Raw genomic sequence first — 18661 nt, 5'->3', positions numbered from 1 at the left:
AAACATGCAAGTGCAAAATGATATGAAGATTCCATCTTTTACACAACAAGAAAAGCCCCTTGAATTAAAAGCGGGCGATGTCTATCAAGCAACAATAAAAGATAAAATCTCTGATCATGAGGCTGTACTGCAAATTAGAGGCCAAGAGGTAAAAGTGAGTATCCAAGGTAATTTCCCTTCAAGCGGGAATTTGTCAATTGAAGTAAAGGATACAAAACAGGCCATGCCAGTTGTAAAAGCGCTCCCACAAACAGAAGCAGCAGTTAATCAACAAAAGACTGTCCCATTTGTTATGGGAAATACAAAATTACCTGATGATTTAAAGGCTGCTGTAAACCTCCTAGTGAAACACAATATTCCTCTTGAACAAACCACACTGAGTCAAGTGAAGTCTTTTATGGAGCATGAAACAGGGACAACTACTCAAAAGTTGGAAACAATTGCAGCAATCATAAACAAAGGCTTGGATCTCACAAAGTCCCAGTTACAAGCAGTTCATCAAGCATTGCACTCATCTTCAATCGAACAGCTTGTTCAAGACATCGCCCCTGGCTTTGATCAGAAAACAATGGAAGCGATAAAAGGCAACACTACAGTCATTCTTTCAAAAAATAGAAACATTACTCAATCGGATCAGCTTTATCGTGTTGGTATGGATAAAGTAAATGAGGTTCTAGAAAAATTAGCACAGGGTATAAAGGATCCGCAAAAACTGCGGTTAATTGACTCATTACAAAAGGAATTAATAAAGGAAGGAGGATTGGAGCGGGTAATCAAACTTCTTCACGCGAATTTTTCCAGTGAGCTTAAAGCCGATCCTGCCCTATCCTCTTTAGTAAAAGATGCGATAAAACTTGGGTCACTAAGTCAATCATTCTTATTTGAAGCAGTAGAAAAATCGAACGTTCAGACGAATCAGGCAAATACCATTCAACAGGCGATCAAAATGGTTCAAAAAAGCCCAAATATGAATGAACTGATGCAATTCATTAAAGAGCAACTAATAGATTCAACCAATCTATCAACTATAGAATCAGAATCATTGAGAAACGTAGTGGAACATGCTGAACAGCTTCAGTCAAGTGGACGAGAATTGGCAGCACGTAAAGAATTGATGACCGAATTACATGCCATTAATAAAAATCATAAACTGCCTGTGACAGCGCCTATCTCGGAAGATACCGCATACCAAGTCAATGATGATTTCTTAGCAACATTGCCTATCCAGTCTAAGGATGTAATCGTCACGACGATTACAAAAAAGCTATCACAAGCGGCTATTGATTTTAAAGAAATAAAAAGGGAAATTTCAAACAATCTACAATCAATAATTAAATTATTTGATATGTTTAAACAAAATGCCGGAAACCAAGCAAAGCCCTTATTAGAATCAACGATTAAACAATTGGATAAAGCCATTTTACGAAGCGATTTTATGCTTTATACCGATATGACAACAGAAAAGAAGCTATTACAAGCAAGTTCACAGTTAAATGAAGCGAAAAAGCTTTTAAGCACAGGCAATTTTTCGGACGCAAATAAAATTGTAAGTGAAGTCAAAACGATGATGGACAAGTTGATTTTTAAACCTTCAAATGTGAAAGTACAGCATTTTGTAACAAAAGAATTTTTACAGCAAGAGGAGCCATCATTATCTAAGCAGCTGGTTCATTCATTAAATGAATCAAACCAAACATTAAAGCAATCACCATCTGCACGACAAGCATTTGAGTTTGTCCGAAATTTAGGTTTAACCTATGAGTCAGAACAGGCACATTCCTTATTCACCAAAGGGCAAGGTCAAGCATCGTTAGACTCTACTGTGAAAGGGATCTTACAGAGGCTTGCACAGACTGAAGGGAATCCTACGATAGACCAAGCATTGCAAAACCTTACCGGACAACAGCTATTAAGCAGGTCAGATCAATCAAGTACACAAAGTTTAATGTTTGCTCTACCATTTCTTATTCAAAATAAAGTGGAGAATGTGAAAGTCTATATTAATTCTAAAAATCAGTCGGAAAAAATAGATTGGGAGCATTGTAGTCTTTATTTTCTATTTGAAACGAAGAAGCTTGGTGAAGTGGGGATTCTACTTTCCTCCTCAGATCGGACCCTAAATCTCACGATAAAAAACGACCGCCAAGGATTTAAGGAAAAAATTACACCACTTGCTGAAGTTGCAAAAGAAAGATTAAAGGAAATCGGCTATAACATAGGGACAATCCAATTTACACGATTAACAGAGTCAAATAAATCTTTGACACCTAAGGTAGATTCCGAAAAAAAGAACATTACAAGAGGATTGGACTTTACGATATGACAATGAAATATTTTAACCCAAAAAACAAACGAATACTTAATGGTCCATCGGCCGCAGTCATCCGCTATGATGAAACACAACCTGGTCCAACAGTCGTTGCACATGGTACAGGCAATGTTGCCGAAAAAATCATTGAACTAGCAAAAAAACACGGAGTTCAAATGCAAGAAGATGCAGGACTTCTTCAGCAATTGATTGATGTAGACTTAGGTGATAATATTCCTCCACAACTATATTCAGTCATTGCCGAAATATTAATATTAATTGAGGAAATGGAAAAAAACTATTAAAAAATGAAAGAATCATCCGATATATAGAGTGATTAGGAGGTTAAAATCATGGAATTTTTAACAAAAGAATTCATTTATTCAAAATCATCACAAGAAATAACCTCATTGCTCTATGAAGCATTAATGGATCGAGTGCGCGAAGCAATTGATGCAATAGAAAAAAAGGACTTTATTGAAGCAAATACAAAGCTTCAAAAGGCAAATGATATTTTACAACGATTAGGTGTAGGTTTGAATTATGAAGCGGGGATTATTGCTGACCAGCTTGATACCCTTTATAACTATATGGCAAATAACTTAGTAGAAGCAAACTTGAAAAAAGATACGACCCTTTTAATAGAAGTTCTTCAAATCACGGAATCTATCGCAAATGCTTGGAATGAAGCATTAAAAAATAAAGAAAAACAAGAAACTCAACTTCAACGAAAAGCGAATGCTTACGAACAGCATGTAGCAGTAGCAACACAGGAATAAGAGAAATGAGGAGAATCGAACATGAGGATTAATCACAATATCCAAGCATTAAATGCGTACAGAAATTTATCACAAACGATGAGCAGTACATCGAAAAGCCTTGAAAAACTTTCATCCGGACTGCGCATTAACCGTGCGGCAGACGATGCGGCAGGACTTGCCATTTCCGAAAAAATGCGTTCACAAATCCGCGGTTTAAGTATGGCTGAACGAAATTCATTGGATGCTGTTTCTCTTATTCAAACTGCTGAAGGGGCATTGAACGAAACCCATTCCATTTTGCAAAGAATGAGGGAATTAAGTGTGCAGGCATCAAATGGCACACTAGAGGATAATGATCGTGGCGCGATACAAGCCGAAATGAATCAATTAACATTTGAAATTGATCGTATCGCTGATACGACGCAATTCAACCAAAAGAAATTATTCAGTGGTGCGGAAAAAGGAAGACCATTTGCCGAAATTAGCTCGGATCAAGTGACTTATCAGGGAACGGGAACATGGAAGGGTACGATTACAGCGGATCCTACAGACCCTGCTCAAGTCGTAATGGACTTTTCTGCAGCATTTGGAAAGCAACTATCGACAGCAATTGATGGCAAAACCTTTACAGTTAATGGCAAAACGTATGAAATAGATATTACAAATGGCAAAACACCTGGACTTTCTAAATCAAGTAATATCGCTGTCAATTTAACAACGGCTCAATGGAAAGACAACGCAGCGAATGATACAGATGCCGTTTCAAATATAAATAATTTACTTGGTGCATTAACATCAGCAATTAATGCAAATGATCCTACTTTCACTGCAAAAGCAACAAATGCGGCAAATACTGGAACTACAACTGATAATATCATTAATAATGGTAAAATCACTTTAACGACTAAAGCGAATATGGCTCCAATTGATGCCGCAACTATAAAAGTAAGTACAACCTTTGCAAATACAGCAGTCAAATATTTAGACCCTACTAATTTAACAACAGAAGTAAAAAATGTCATCGGCAAACCAAATGCAATTAATGCTGAGACGTTTAATCTAAAATTTTCTGAAGTTCCAAAAGCAGGGGATCAATTAAAAATTGGCAACTTAACGATTAATTTCGGTACTACATCAAAAGCGTACGCAAACAAGAGTGCAACAATCGATATAACTGGAAAAGATGTTTTTACTGTATTAAACGAAATTAACCAAACTTTAGTAACTGCACAAAAGGATACGACAAATAATCCGTTAAAAGATCTTGCACCAACCTTTAGTGTTGTTGGAAATACATTATCATTAGGCACGACAAAAACGAATGACGGCACGAGCGGTTTGGCAATCCAGCTAATTGACAAAGATTTTGAAGCAAACGCAGGAAAAGATCTTGAAATTCAGTTCCAAATTGGAGCAAACAGCTCCGAAACATTAACGATGTCTATCGGAATAATGGATGCTGCTAGCTTAGGACTTGCAAGAGACTTACAAGGAAACAAAATTACAACACCAGGACTAAACGCTCAAGCAGGAGTAGATGTAAGTACGGCGCAAGGAGCTAGTGAAGCGATTGACATTATCGATCAAGCGATCCAAAAGGTTTCTGCAGAACGAAGCAAATTAGGGGCATACCAAAACCGATTAGAGCACACCGTTACAAATTTACAAACTGCCAATGAAAACTTAACAGCTGCTGAATCACGTATTCGTGACCTTGACATGGCAGAAGAAATGACAAATTATACACGTAACAATATTCTAAACCAAGCCGGTCAAGCAATGCTCGCGCAAGCAAACCAGCTGCCACAAGGAATTCTACAGTTATTGAAATAAATTTCAACATGGGGTGGAGGACAAATAGGACTCCACCCTTATTTATTGGGGATAATCTCCAACTGAAATTTTATTGAAACTCACGTAAAATAAGAAAAAAGCGATGAAGAGGTGAGCACCGTGGAAGTAGGGAAAGTAGATAAATTAGGTTTAAATAAACTTCAAAAAAAGAATCAAGTAGCTTCAGAGACGGTCTCGTTTTCAGAAGTCATGTCTAAAGGACGTGAAAATAGAACGTTAGAAAGAATGACCAAGCTGATGCAAGACATCGAGGACCAAGGACAAAAGCTTGCCAAATCAAGAACGATTGAAGATTTTCGTAAATATAAAAAACTAGTGAAATCCTTTATGGAGGATGCCGTCAATAATGGTCTAAAGCTGGAAGAACAGCGCGGTCTCAACTGGCGTGGACGTTCAAAAGTTTATAAAATCGTTAAAGAAGTAGATTCGAAATTAATCGATTTAGCCAATAAAGTACTGGAAAAAGAACAAAAAGGAATAGATATATTAGGACTTGTCGGAGAAATTCAAGGATTAATCGTTAATATTTACACTTAACATTTTTCCTTATTTGCCGATAAAAAAGATAGAAACTTAAAACAGGAGGGTCTTTCATGCTGACCCAAAAGCTAATAGAAATATTGCAAAAAACACTTAAGCTTCATCAAAGTCTATATGAAATTGCTGTTGAAAAAACAGAAGTTATAAAATCAGCCAATATCGAATCATTACAGAACATCATCCAAAATGAACAAAAGCATATTGCAGCCATTCAAATGTTTGAAAATCAACGACAAGAATTGGTTGCACGATTTAAAAAAGATTTAGCCATTGAAATGGACGGGTTCACTATTTCAGCACTACTTACTCATTTAAATGGACCCGAGAAGGAACAGATTCAAGAACTACAAGCGAATTTAATCCAACAAGTGGATGAATTGAAAAATGTAAATACGTTGAATCAACAATTACTTATGCATTCCTTACAATTCGTTCATTTGAATTTAAACTTTTTCGATCCAGACCCTGAATCACCAAATTATACAAAATCAGCAGATGAAGAGCTTGTCGAAACGACGCGATCTTTATTTGATTCTCAAGCCTAACGAGAGAAGGAGGGAAACCATTGCGTTCAACATTTTTCGGTTTAGAAACGGCCAAACGCGGAATGTTTACTTCGCAAAGTGCCATTTATACAACAGGAAATAATATTTCAAATGCGAATACACCTGGATATACAAGACAACGAATAGAATTTATCCAAACAGAAGGTTTTCCATCACCGGCGATGAACCGACCTGAAATTCCGGGCTTACTCGGAACAGGAGTAAAAGAAGGATCGATTGAGAGAATTAGGGATCAATTTATCGATCGGCAGTATCGCAATGAAAATACGAAATTAGGATACTGGCAATCCTATGCGGGGTCTGTACAAAAAATGGAAGAAATTATGAATGAACCGAGTGACTATGGTTTATCAAAAGCGATGTCGCAATTTTGGCAGTCACTTCAAGATTTAAGTGTAAACCCTGAAAATGAGGGGGCAAGGATGGTTGTTTTACAACGTGGACAATCATTAGCGGAAACATTTAATTATTTGCATGATTCTTTAATGTCCGTGCGCAATGAGCTGAATCATGAAATGGATGTAACGGTTCAGCAAGTGAATTCATTAACGACCCAGCTTGCCGCTGTAAATAAGCAAATTAGTGAAGTAGAGCCTCATGGTTATTTACCGAATGATTTATACGACCAAAGAGACCGTTTACTTGATGAATTATCGAGTATTGTTCCTATTGAAACGACTTATCAAACATCGGGTGGCAAACCATCGACAAAAGCTGAAGGTACAGCTAGTATCAATCTGGTCATTGGAAATAAAAAGATAAGCTTAGTAAACGGCTCAAATGCAAGTGCTCTTTCTATTGAAAAAGATGAAAAAGGTGTAAGTTCTATTTCAGTTAATGGTGAAATTGCGACAAGTAATACGGATAGCCTCACAGGCCAAGGTAAACTAAATGCATTAATTCAAGCATATGGAACAGGTGAAGGCAAAGGGTTGTATCCGGAAATGCTTGATAACTTAGATAAACTAGCTTATACATATGCAAGCATTTTTAACGAGATTCATTCAAAAGGCTATGATAAGGATGGAAATGGCGGAGTCGATGCAAATGGCAATCCACTAGGCAAAAACTTTTTCGAAGGACTAGGAACTGATTATAAAGGGGCGGCAGGAAGTATTAAGGTAGCTGACCTCAAACCGTCAGAAATCGCTGCTTCACTAGTGAAAGGTAATGCAGGAAATGGTGGCAATGCGATTGCTTTAGGGAATATTAAAGACTTGCAATTCTCTAATAACTCTGTCACGTTAAGCGATGGAACGAAACTTGAAAATTTAGAAATAAATAATGGAACGATCCAATCTTTTTTTGAAGGGACAATTGGAAGTATGGCGGTAAAAGGTCAGCAGGCCAATCGACTCGCACATAATAGTGAAGTCCTTCTAAATTCTGTAGATAAAAACCGTCAATCAGTTACAGCAGTTTCTTTAGATGAAGAGTTTTCAAACTTAATACAATTTCAACATGCCTATTCAGCATCTGCTCGCATGATTACAGCAATCGATGAGATGCTTGATCAAATTATTAATGGACTGGGACATGTTGGGAAATAGGGGTGAAATGAGATGCGCGTAACACAAAGTATGATATCGAATAATGTGATGTTTAATATTAACCAAAGCTATTCACTCATGGATAAGCTGAATGAACAAATGACAACACAAAAAAAGATTTCAAGACCGTCGGATAATCCAGTCGTTGCGATGAAAGGAATGTTTTATCGGACAAATGTAATGGAAATTGAGCAGTTTAAAAGCAATTTCTCGGAAGCGCGAAATTGGGTTGATACAACCGATTCTGCATTAAGTGAAATGAATAAAGCCTTGCAACGTATTCGTGAAATAACGGTAAGTGCGAATAATGGAACATATGATAAAGAGCAAACGAAAGCAGTAGCGGATGAAGTTAGTCAGTTAAAAGAACATATTGCCTCCATTGCTAATTCTAAAGTCGGCGACAAATATATTTTTAACGGAAGCAATACATTAACAGCCCCTGTTCAAACGACTGATGCAGGTATTAAAGCACAATTTTCTGAAGGTAATGTGAATATGGAGCTTTCTAAAGGAATCTATGTTCCAGTTAATATCAATGGAACGAATGCCTTTATGGGTGGTGCAAATGGGGACAGTGTCTTTACAGAATTAGACAATCTGGAAAAAACATTACGAGGAGAAGGCTCCGGAAAAATAGGCGACTTCATTCAAACGATGGATGACCGGATTTCTAAAGTTTTATCTGCTCAATCCGAAATCGGTGCACGAACAAACCGCTTAGATTTCATGGAAGAGAGAATTGACAACCAACAACTTATCGCGAAACGCGTCATGTCAGATAATGAAGATATCGACTTTGAAAAGCTCGTCACAGACTTCAAAACACAGGAAGCGATTCACCGTGCCGCAATGGAAGCCGGTGCAAGAATCATCCAACCGACCCTATTGGATTTTCTAAGATAAGGGGAAGCTATTCATTTCGAATAGCTTTTTTTGTAGAATAAGAAAAAAGGGGATGAATTTCTATGCAGGTGCCACAAATTAGACTCCAGTCCCAGCAGGCACAAATTGAATTACAAACGAGACCAGCCACACAAACAATCGAACAGCCAAAAGCACAAATGGATATCCAGCAGCCACATGCGGAATTACAAATACATACAATTCCCGGCAAACTTTCCATTGACCAAACCGAAGCTTGGGAAGAGATGGATATTAAAAGTGTCTTTCGACGAACCGAAGAAAATGCCCAATATGGAAAGCAAAAGGCAATGGAAGGAATCGCAAGGATTGCCTCCGAAGGTGATCAACTAATGAAGATAGAAAACAGTCGGAAAGTAATCGTCGAACAATCTGCCCAACGTGCACTTGAGAACCAAACATTCGACACGAATATTACATGGATTCCATCGTTTTTTTCTGTAAAAACGGACTACCAGCCAGCGGAAGTAACTATTGATTGGAATACCCACCAAGCAAACATCAATGTGAAAACACAAAAGCCAATTATTACGTATCAACCTGGTGAAGTAACGGCAAGATTGAAACAGCATCAAGCATTAAACATAGATTTTACGCTGTAAGATGAAATGGAGTGTTAAAAATGAAAATCGAAACAAAATATCACGGCGAAACCGAAATAAATGAAAAAGACGTTCTGCACTTTGAAAAGGGAATCCCGGGCTTTCCAGAAGAATACAAATTTATTTTACTCCCATTACCGGACCAAGCCTTGTTTACAATTATGCAATCGCTTCAAACAGCAGGACTTGCATTCGTATTAACAAGCCCATTTAATTTTATCGATAAATATGAATTTTCCCTTGATGAAAGTACAATGGAACAATTATCTATCGAGAGTCAGGAAGATATTAGCGTATTTACAATTGTAACGGTCCAAGATCCATTTGAAAAAACAACAGCCAACCTGCAAGCGCCTATTGTGTTAAACATAAAAAATAACAAAGCCAAACAAGTTATCCTAAACGATTCGCCATACAAAATCAAACATCCGCTCTTTGAGCAACTAGTAAAGGGGTGAGACGATGCTAGTCCTATCAAGAAAAAAAGGTGAAGCCATCCAAATCGGTGATGACATCGAAATCACCATCACCGCCATCAAAGGCGACCAAGTCAAAATCGGCATCAACGCACCAAAAAACATAGAAATCCATCGGAAAGAAGTCTACCTAGACATCCAATCCGAAAACACCGAAGCATCAAAAGATATCACAAATCTTCTATCACTCCTACCAAAAACAAAAAAAGAATAAAATTTTTATCAAAAACTATTAAACCTCCTCGAAACCTGTCGATATAAATAATGTAAGCGAGAAACGAAAGGACGGCCGACTTTCAGTTCTTGCTAAACAAACTAAATTTATATCGTTCACAAGGATGTGGGCGGGATATTCAAGGAGGAAATTATATTATGCAAATCAATCATAATATTGCGGCGTTGAATACTTATAACAAGTTAAATGCTGCATCAAATGCTCAAGGTAAATCAATGGAAAAATTATCTTCGGGTATGAGAATTAATCGTGCAGGAGATGATGCAGCTGGTCTTGCAATTTCTGAAAAAATGCGTGGACAAATTCGTGGATTAGATATGGCTGCCAAAAACTCTCAAGACGGTATTTCTTTAATCCAAACAGCTGAAGGGGCTCTAAACGAAACACATGATATTCTTCAACGTATGCGTGAATTAGCAGTTCAAGGTGCTAATGATACAAACGTTGCTGATGATCGTACAGCTATTCAAGATGAGTTAAATCAATTGTCTTCTGAAATTGATAGAATTGCTAAAACTACTGAATTTAATACGAAACCATTGTTAAGTAATTCTGGTGGATTTAGTGCTACCTTACAAATTGGTGCAAATAAAGATCAAACAATTGCTATTCAGATTTCTAATATGAATACAACAAGCCTTAGTTTGGGTGCTGCAAGAATTGCTGTTGCTACTCATGCATCTGCGGGCGTAGCGATTAGTGCAATTGATAATGCAATTAAATTAGTATCTAAACAACGTTCTAAATTAGGTGCTTACCAAAACCGTTTAGATCATACAATTAACAACTTAAGCACTTCTAGTGAAAACTTAACTGCTGCTGAATCTCGTGTTCGTGACGTAGATATGGCTAAAGAAATGATGCAACAAACAAAGAATTCAATCTTATCTCAAGCTTCTCAAGCTATGCTTGCTCAAGCAAACCAAATGCCACAAGGTGTACTACAATTACTTCGATAAAAATAATGGGTTTATAGAAATATCGTGCTTAGGTGGAATCTTAAGCACGATGTTTTTATTAAATCCATTACTTCCCAGGAGGATTACATTTTATGAGACCTTTTATTTCACTCTGTATGATTGTTAGAAATGAAGAAAAAGTTCTAGAGCGTTGTTTATTGTCGATTGCTAATTTGGTTGATGAAATTATTATAGTGGATACAGGATCTACTGATAGTACAAAAGAATTAGCGTTAAAGTATACAAAAAATATATATGATTTTGAATGGATTAACGACTTTTCAGCTGCACGAAATTTCGCTGCTGAAAAAGCCACGGGAGAGTGGATATTAGTATTAGATGCTGATGAATATGTAGATGAAGAAAACTTCAAAGAATTTATAAAACAATTAAAAAAAGATAATGGACATATTGATGCGTATGATGCAAAAATAATTAATTTTTCTGGTCTGTCCGGGGAATCATTGATGCAAAATTTTCATGATCGCATCTATAAAAACAATGGAAAAATTTTCTATTATCGTAGAATACACGAGCAATTTAAACATAAAGATAATGCAACATTGAATATTCAAAAATCTAATCTAATAATTTTTCACTCAGGGTATTTAAACCAAACAGTCAAAGAAAAGGAAAAATCAAGCCGTAATAAAGAGTTACTCGACATAGAGATGCATAATGGAGAAAAGAATGCCTTTGATTATTTTAATTTTGGTAACGAGTATTTTTCTATTGGTGAATATTCCGAGGCTTTAGATGCTTATTTAAAGGCATATAAATTTAAAAAAGATTTTCGCCTTTCTTGGGTACCTATGGCAGTCATGCAAATCATTACTTGTTTAATAAATTTAAAAAAATATAACGTTGCATTAAATGTAATAAATGATGCAGAAAATATATATTCAAATTCACCAGAGATAAAATACTTAAAGGGGGAAATATTTTTACTAAGAGGGCAATTAGAAGATGCAAGGAAAACTTTTCTTGAGTTAGTAAATAATAATGAAAATTATACTTTTATTATTCTTAGACCTGATTTAAAAGATCAAAAGCCACACCTAAAATTAGGGGAAATCTTCCTTTATCAAAAGGACTATAACGCTGCAGTACATCATTATGCTAATGTTCTTAATATAAATAATAGTAATGTAGAAGGTATCAAAAAGCTAATTTATATTCTAAATAAATTTTATACAGAAGTTGAAATCACTGATTTTTTACAATCCAATAATTTAGTAAACCATCATAATATCAACATTTATATAAAAACTTGTTTTGATATTGGAAATTCAAATTTAGCTTTATCTATACTAGAAGACTTTTCTGAGGAACATAAATTGTTATATCAAATAGCTTTACTAAAAGATTTTTGTATAAATGGTAAAAGAGAAATTCATCATTTTAAAGATACACTAAATTTCGATATTCTAAAAAGTGTAGTAGAAACAAATTGGATAAACCTGATTGACCTCGTATTGTTAAGGGATTATGTAGAGGTAAATAGCGATTTATTAGGGGTATTAGAATCTTTAGGGGAGAATAATCAAATCAATAAATTAATAAATTTACTTAGTGGTTCTGAAAATATCACAAATCTCGATGAAGATCTTATTTTGTATTCGCTAGAGATATTCTTAAAATATAAAAAAACTGATTTATGTAATGTAATTCTTGATAATATAGAACAAACAGATAAAAGTACTATTCGTAAGGTTGCGGGTTTACTGTTTGCTAATGAATTTAAAACAGAGGCTTTACAATTGTATGAGCTATGCGACTGGAATACATTTAATGAGCAAGATTTTATAAATATTATTGACAGTTTAATAGAGACAAATAATAAAGATTATGCTATAGAATTGGCGAAATATGCGATCATTATGTTTGAAGAAGACTTTCGTTTTTATAAGTATGTTTTAGAAAATACGGAGGATTCCTTTGTATTTAAACAAACTTTTCAAAAGGCAGGAGAGCTATTTACCCAAAGTGAATATCTTGAAAGTATTATTTCTGCTAATGGACAAAACGTTAGCGGTGAAGATAAAGCGAAAATAATGCTCGGCGAACAAAATAAAATATTAAATGCATTTTTGGAAACTATAGATCAGTATTTAATAAATTTTTATTCGCTCAAAAAAGATGAATTTACTGTATGTTATCCATATATTTCTTTTATAAATGAAGAAGTTAGTATTGCCGGAGTAAAGTTCCTTTTAATACATGAAACTAAAAAATGGGTAACAATAGAAGTTGCTAAAAAAGAAGAAAAGTGGACATTACAAAATTTAAAAACACCTAATGAGTCTGAATTGATAAAGAAAAAGACTTTATTAAAAATGAATTATATTAATAAGAAACCTAAAATATTATTAGGTTACAGAGATTTTAGTGGTTGTAATACATTAGCTTTATACAAATCAATTCCTTCATACATTTCTGATGAATTTGAAGTAGATTTTGTCAAAGGAACAACTGACGAGTTTACACAAAAGGCTCTTAACAGTGATATGATTGTAATAACAAATATGGAATACAACTTTGAATCAAATACTAAAACTAATGAAAAAATAGTTATTGATACATGGCACGGCTTTCCATTAAAAAATATGTTCTATACAGACCCACATTATTTCAATAAGAATTCTATTGCACCTTTTTGGAGACAAATAGATTATTCAACTTCATATTCAGAGTTGTATAGTAAAATAGTAAATAAATCAATTATGGTTGATCCAGATAATTTTGTAATTACTGGTTCCCCAAGGAATGATTTCCTCTTTAATAAGGATGTTAGTCGATCATTATTACTAGAGTTACTAGGTAAAGAAGATAACGGGCAAAAATTTATATTTTATATGCCTACTTTCCGTAGTGCCGATATAATAAATACTCTTAGCTCTAATAACCTTTTTGGATTTAAAGGTTTTGACTTAGGTTCTTTAGAAAATTTCTTAGAAGAAAGTAATTATGAATTAATTGTCAAACTTCATCCAATTTATAAAAAGAAGTTCAATGATCTTATATTCAATAGTTCTAGAATAAGTATGTATCCTGAATATGAAGCTAAAAAAAGATTTGTTGATCTCTACGAAGTTTTAAGTGCAACGGATATTTTAATCACAGATTATAGTTCAGTCTATTTTGATTATTTGCTACTAGATAAACCCATAATTTTTGCTATTCAAGATTTAAAAGAGTATCAAGAAGAAAGAGGTTTTTGTCTTGAACCATTCGAAAATTGGACACCGGGTCCGAAGGTAGTTAACCAAGAACAATTACAAACTGAAATAATGAATTATGAGAAAGATAAAGATTACTATCGTTTAATCCGAAAAGAAATTAGAGATAAAGTGTATCGTTACAAAGATGGGGACTCTTCAGAAAGAGTCTGGAATTTTATTTCATCACTTTATTGTTGAGTGGGAAATAAAAAGTTTTAGCAACGATTAATATGGCTCCAATTTGTAGGAAATAAATTGGGGCTTCATTCAAATCCAACAGATATAAGTACATTAATTCCATTTTTATATGAAATCGAGTAGGATTATTACGAGTTACCGAAACACATTGTAACATATGCAAGTTATTGTAGTGAACAAAACTATAATGATTTCCTTTTGAACAGGAAACGAGATGCACTTATTTCGTATAATACGTATTTGAAGGAACAAAAGAAAAAGTACAAACAAAACACATTTAATCCCGACAACTGGCACTACGATGATGAAACAAATGGATATACTATACATGCCCTAAACAGAAACGTCTTGAATTTCACTATCATGCAGTCCGTAATGACCGTACTAGCTTCCAACGGAAGTTCAAAATCTACAAATGAGAAGACTATTCGGGATGCCATTCCGTTCATCCAGTAAAAAGCAAAAGAAGGAAACAATCGAAAACTAATAATGAATGAAAAATGGGAACAACAAAAATTATATATAAGAGAGAAGCTTTCAGAAGAGAAAAAGAGTGACATTTATCGAAAACGCAAATCGATGCGGAACCAGATTTTGATTTTTGAAGGCTAATCTGCGTTTCACTCGCTTTTATGTAAGAGGAAAATCAAAAATAGAAATCGAAATGGGTCTCGCGCTAAGGCAGTGAATTTAAGAATATTCACTGCTCAATAACTAAGGTAATAGAAGAATTCACCTTTCTCGCTATTTAAAGCTAGTTTTGTCCTAGCCCGATTATTTTGGAGAAAGTTCCTGTCACAGTACCACCCCAAGTAATATTGTTTCACGGAATAAGTTAATGTTCATTGGTCCACTGTATTGATGAATAGTCCTCAATTTTTGAGTTATACAAGGTATGTGGGGGCAGCTTATGTGCTTGTCACACCAGCTTTTCTTGTTTAACAGAAAGTTCTACAAAGATTTCCCTTTTGAAAAAATACCAAATAGAATACTCGTTCTGTTTTTGTTATTATTAATGTATAAGCTCGAAAAAGGTTGTGATATATTAATGGTAACAAGCATGGTGTTTGAAAAGCCACCAATCTATTCTGTTGTTGATTATGATGGACTTTGGAAAAAACTCATTAATGAGCTGTTTGAGGAGTTTGTTCTATTTTTTGCACCTGATTTATATGAAAAAGTTGATTTTCAGAAGAAGTATGAATTTTTGCAGCAGGAGCTTTATAAAGAAGTTATTCAAGAGAAGAAGGGCAAACAAATTGCTGATCAAATTGTTAAAGTATACTTAAAAAGTGGTATAGAAAAATGGCTTCTTATCCACATTGAAGTTCAAGGGGATCCCGATCCAGAGTTCCCAAAACGGATGTTTAGGTACTATTATCGTATCTTAGATAAGTACGATCGTGATATAGTTGCCATCGCATTATTAACTGATGCGTCCGGAGGTTTCCGTCCAAGTAGATATGAACGCTCATCCTTCGGTACAAAGCTAACCTATGAATATAATGTTTATAAATTTAAAGACCAGAAAGAGGAAGAACTTATACAATCATCTAATCCATTTGCTATTGCAGTATTAGCTGGTATGTATGCAAGTATGTTCAAAAATGATGAAGATACCCGCTTTCGTTTCAAACTCAAATTAATGCGGTTACTTTTGCAAAAAAGTAACTTTCCTCAAGAAGAACAACGCATCTATTTATCTGCCCTTATTTATTTTGTAGACTACATCTTGCAAATTCCCGATGAATTGACATCCAAATTAAGAAATGAAATCATGATCATGAAGGAGGAAGTGGATATGTTCTTTTTAGATCGAAAAAATCTACCCCCAACTTTTGGCGAAATAAGAGAAGAAGCACGTGAAGAAGGCTTAAAGCAAGGACGTAAACAGATTGCCCTTGAAATGTTAGCAGATGGTATGGATGTTGAAGTAATTGCTAAATATGTAAAACTTCCTATCGAAGAAATTAAAAGATTGAAGAAAAAGGGATGGACACAGTGACACCCCGAATTCCCCAAAAATGTTGATAAGGGATTTAACGTCTTTTATTTGAGAGGGATTCTATCTATTACCAAGCCAGAGGATAACTGTACTGGAACTTCTATAAGCTTTTTCAACCACAATATAACTGGAAATGGTCCATCGATAGCTTAAATAAAATCATAGGAAACTTGTTTTTATTGAAAACGAGTTTTTTATGATTTTTTTAATTCAAGTCATTCCCGAAAACAAACAAATCCATCCTAAACATTCACAAAAAACTACCGATATAAATAATAGAAGAAAAGACTTTACAGATTAGGGAGTGAAACCAAATGGTTCGTATAAGCGGATTGGCCAGCGGCATGGACATCGACCAAATGGTAAAGGATTTAATGAAGGTAGAACGTATGCCTTTAGATAAATTAAAGCAAAAACAGCAAACCCTTGAATGGCAACGGGATGATTATCGTTCATTGAATACATTGTTTTTTAATTTTCGACAAACATTAACAAATATGAAATTAACGCCAGCATATCGTGCGAGAAGTACCGTTTCAACGAATGATCAATTACTGACAGCCACTGCTTCAAGTGCAGCTGCGATGTCATCGTACTCAATTTCGAAAGTGAAACAGTTGGCAACGGCTGCCACAAAAGTAAACACAGGGAAGATATCTTCTGGCACAGAAAAAGTAGATATAAATCAAAGTATAATGAGTCAAGCAGGTAAACTTAGTGGACTTACATGGGAACAAGGTGTTGTTGAATCAAAGTCTATTAGTGTATCAGAAGATGGGACTGAACTGAAATTTCCATTGGATGGAGCAAACCTAAAAGATATTAACAACATGAATATTAAAGTCGATGGGAAAACCTATAAACTTGTAACTGACCCTAATGCAGTTCTAGCCGACAATGAAGTTCGTGTCTCTGTATCTGATACTGGTACCGATGGGGTTCTTACATTTAAATCATTAAAAAAAGGAAGCAACGTAAAAATCGACTATGTTGCCGATAAAAAAATAGAAAAAACAACTATATCAGATCAGGCAACAGGATTTCAGTTAAGTCATGGAGCAATTGTCACTGATTCCAACTTTTCTATCGTTATAAATAATAAAACATTTAAATTGGATGGGAATGGAACGGATTTAATAGAAGTAGATGCATCAGGTAATCCTGCCTCATCATTAAAACTTGGAACATTAGATAAAGAAACAGGGAAAGTTACATTTAGTGATGCTTATAAAGAAGAACTAAAAAAAGAAGCTGAGGAAAAACGAGCTGCTGAAAATTTAGGTGAGAAGGATGCGGTAAGTTTTGACGTTTCCACAACCTATCAACAAAACTACACAAGTTTTAAGGTGGCTACATCTACCTCTCAATACCCTAATGGGGTTGAGGAAAACTTTTTTGTTCAAGGAAATGATTCTTTAAGTAAAGTTATGACAAATGTTAATAATTCCAATGTAGGTGTTTCACTGTTCTATGATTCTTTTTCCGATAAAATGACGTTAACACGTACGGAAACCGGAAACTTTAGCGGAGATGAAACAGTTCAAGAAATTTCAACATCAGGTAATTTTATTGATAACGTATTGAAATTTGGCGGAGCCGCTGAAACAGGTGGGACAAACGCAAAATTCAACATTAATGGTCTAGATACTGAAAGAACATCCAACACCTTCGAAATGAATGGCGTCACATTTACACTAAAGAAAACATTTGACACTGCCGAAAGTGTATCTATCAAAAACGACTCAGATAAAGTCTTTGACAATATCAAAGCATTCGTCGATGAATATAACAAACTAATAGACACTGTTAGTAAAAAGACTTCCGAAGAACGATACAGAGATTACGGTCCATTGACAGATGAGCAACGCGAACAACTTTCCGACAAACAACAGGAAATGTGGGAAGAAAAAGCGAAAAGCGGTCTGCTTAGAGGGGATACAATGCTTTCTGGTGCTCTTTCGCAAATGCGGATGTCGATGTATCAGCCTGTTGATAATGCAAATGTTGCTTCAGCTTTTAAACAATTGGCTGCAATCGGAATTAAAACGACTGCAAATTATTTAGAAGGAGGAAAGCTTGAAATCAATGAGGCTGCCTTGAAAAAAGCAATTGAAGATGATCCGACATCTGTGGAAAACCTTTTCAGAGGTACAGGGGAAACATCTTCATCCAAAGGGATTGTCCAACGACTCTATGATGATGTCTCAACAACTATTGATAAATTAAATGAACGTGCAGGAAAAGCATATTCCACGAACCAGCAATTTACAATAGGAAAAAACCTAGATGATGTGGCTAAAAAGATTACATCCTTTACTGAACGATTAAAGCAAATTGAGGATCGTTATTACCGACAATTCTCAGCAATGGAAACAGCGATTCAAAAATCAAACAACCAAATGAATTATTTATTACAACAATTTAGTAGCGGACAGTAATTTTACTAGAAAGGAATGGGAGAG

Annotated in this window: 15 protein-coding genes and 1 pseudogene; all 16 read left to right on the top strand. The window is 35.0% G+C overall.

Annotated elements, in window-relative coordinates; genetic code table 11:
* The first annotated feature begins 4 nt into the window (after positions 1–4).
* Entirely contained in the window at positions 5–2323 is a 2319-nt protein-coding gene (locus B5V89_RS01315) for a hypothetical protein (protein WP_108070152.1), read from the top strand.
* A gap of 2 nt (positions 2324–2325) precedes the next feature.
* Positions 2326–2613, top strand: coding sequence for an EscU/YscU/HrcU family type III secretion system export apparatus switch protein (locus B5V89_RS01310; protein ID WP_066229154.1), 288 nt, complete (start codon positions 2326–2328; stop codon positions 2611–2613).
* Positions 2614–2661: 48 nt separating this feature from the next.
* Positions 2662–3087, top strand: a complete 426-nt coding sequence (gene fliS / locus B5V89_RS01305) for a flagellar export chaperone FliS (RefSeq protein ID WP_108070150.1) — start codon at positions 2662–2664, stop codon at positions 3085–3087.
* A 21-nt stretch (positions 3088–3108) separates the two neighbouring features.
* Complete coding sequence (locus tag B5V89_RS01300) at positions 3109–4902, top strand: flagellin N-terminal helical domain-containing protein (RefSeq protein ID WP_108070148.1); 1794 nt, start codon at positions 3109–3111, stop codon at positions 4900–4902.
* A 120-nt stretch (positions 4903–5022) separates the two neighbouring features.
* Positions 5023–5460, top strand: coding sequence for a YaaR family protein (locus tag B5V89_RS01295; protein ID WP_066229106.1), 438 nt, complete (start codon positions 5023–5025; stop codon positions 5458–5460).
* 56 nt (positions 5461–5516) lie between these two features.
* The gene (locus tag B5V89_RS01290) at positions 5517–6008 is read left to right on the top strand and encodes a flagellar protein FlgN (RefSeq protein WP_066229108.1); all 492 of its coding nucleotides are present in this window, start codon (positions 5517–5519) and stop codon (positions 6006–6008) included.
* A gap of 20 nt (positions 6009–6028) precedes the next feature.
* Positions 6029–7579, top strand: a complete 1551-nt coding sequence (flgK, locus tag B5V89_RS01285; protein WP_108070146.1) for a flagellar hook-associated protein FlgK — start codon at positions 6029–6031, stop codon at positions 7577–7579.
* 12 nt (positions 7580–7591) lie between these two features.
* A complete protein-coding gene (gene flgL / locus B5V89_RS01280) occupies positions 7592–8485 on the top strand; it encodes a flagellar hook-associated protein FlgL (protein WP_108070144.1) in 894 nt (297 codons plus the stop codon).
* A gap of 62 nt (positions 8486–8547) precedes the next feature.
* On the top strand, positions 8548–9105 hold the full coding sequence (locus tag B5V89_RS01275) for a DUF6470 family protein (RefSeq protein WP_107921056.1): 558 nt from the start codon (positions 8548–8550) through the stop codon (positions 9103–9105).
* A 20-nt stretch (positions 9106–9125) separates the two neighbouring features.
* The gene (fliW, locus tag B5V89_RS01270) at positions 9126–9563 is read left to right on the top strand and encodes a flagellar assembly protein FliW (protein ID WP_066229120.1); all 438 of its coding nucleotides are present in this window, start codon (positions 9126–9128) and stop codon (positions 9561–9563) included.
* A gap of 4 nt (positions 9564–9567) precedes the next feature.
* Positions 9568–9795 carry a carbon storage regulator CsrA gene (gene csrA / locus B5V89_RS01265; protein ID WP_066229123.1) on the top strand — a complete coding sequence of 76 codons (228 nt, stop codon included), beginning with the start codon at positions 9568–9570 and terminating at the stop codon, positions 9793–9795.
* 158 nt (positions 9796–9953) lie between these two features.
* On the top strand, positions 9954–10775 hold the full coding sequence (gene hag / locus B5V89_RS01260; RefSeq protein ID WP_108070142.1) for a flagellin Hag: 822 nt from the start codon (positions 9954–9956) through the stop codon (positions 10773–10775).
* A gap of 92 nt (positions 10776–10867) precedes the next feature.
* The gene (locus tag B5V89_RS01255) at positions 10868–14194 is read left to right on the top strand and encodes a CDP-glycerol glycerophosphotransferase family protein (RefSeq protein WP_108070140.1); all 3327 of its coding nucleotides are present in this window, start codon (positions 10868–10870) and stop codon (positions 14192–14194) included.
* Between the two features lie 519 nt (positions 14195–14713).
* Positions 14714–14908, top strand: a pseudogene (locus B5V89_RS20820) (transposase); the annotation flags it as partial.
* Positions 14909–15104: 196 nt separating this feature from the next.
* Positions 15105–16199: an RpnC/YadD family protein gene (locus tag B5V89_RS01245; protein WP_108070138.1), complete on the top strand. Its 1095-nt coding sequence runs from the start codon at positions 15105–15107 to the stop codon at positions 16197–16199.
* Positions 16200–16513: 314 nt separating this feature from the next.
* Positions 16514–18637 (top strand): flagellar filament capping protein FliD, encoded by a 2124-nt coding sequence (gene fliD, locus B5V89_RS01240; RefSeq protein ID WP_181294584.1) that lies wholly within the window; start codon positions 16514–16516, stop codon positions 18635–18637.
* Positions 18638–18661: the final 24 nt, after the last annotated feature.

The sequence above is a fragment of the Heyndrickxia sporothermodurans genome, assembly GCF_003055045.1.
Classification (GTDB): domain Bacteria; phylum Bacillota; class Bacilli; order Bacillales; family Bacillaceae_C; genus Heyndrickxia; species Heyndrickxia sporothermodurans.
The sequence above is the reverse complement of the archived record's forward strand: the minus strand, read 5'-3'. Positions and strand labels throughout refer to the sequence as shown.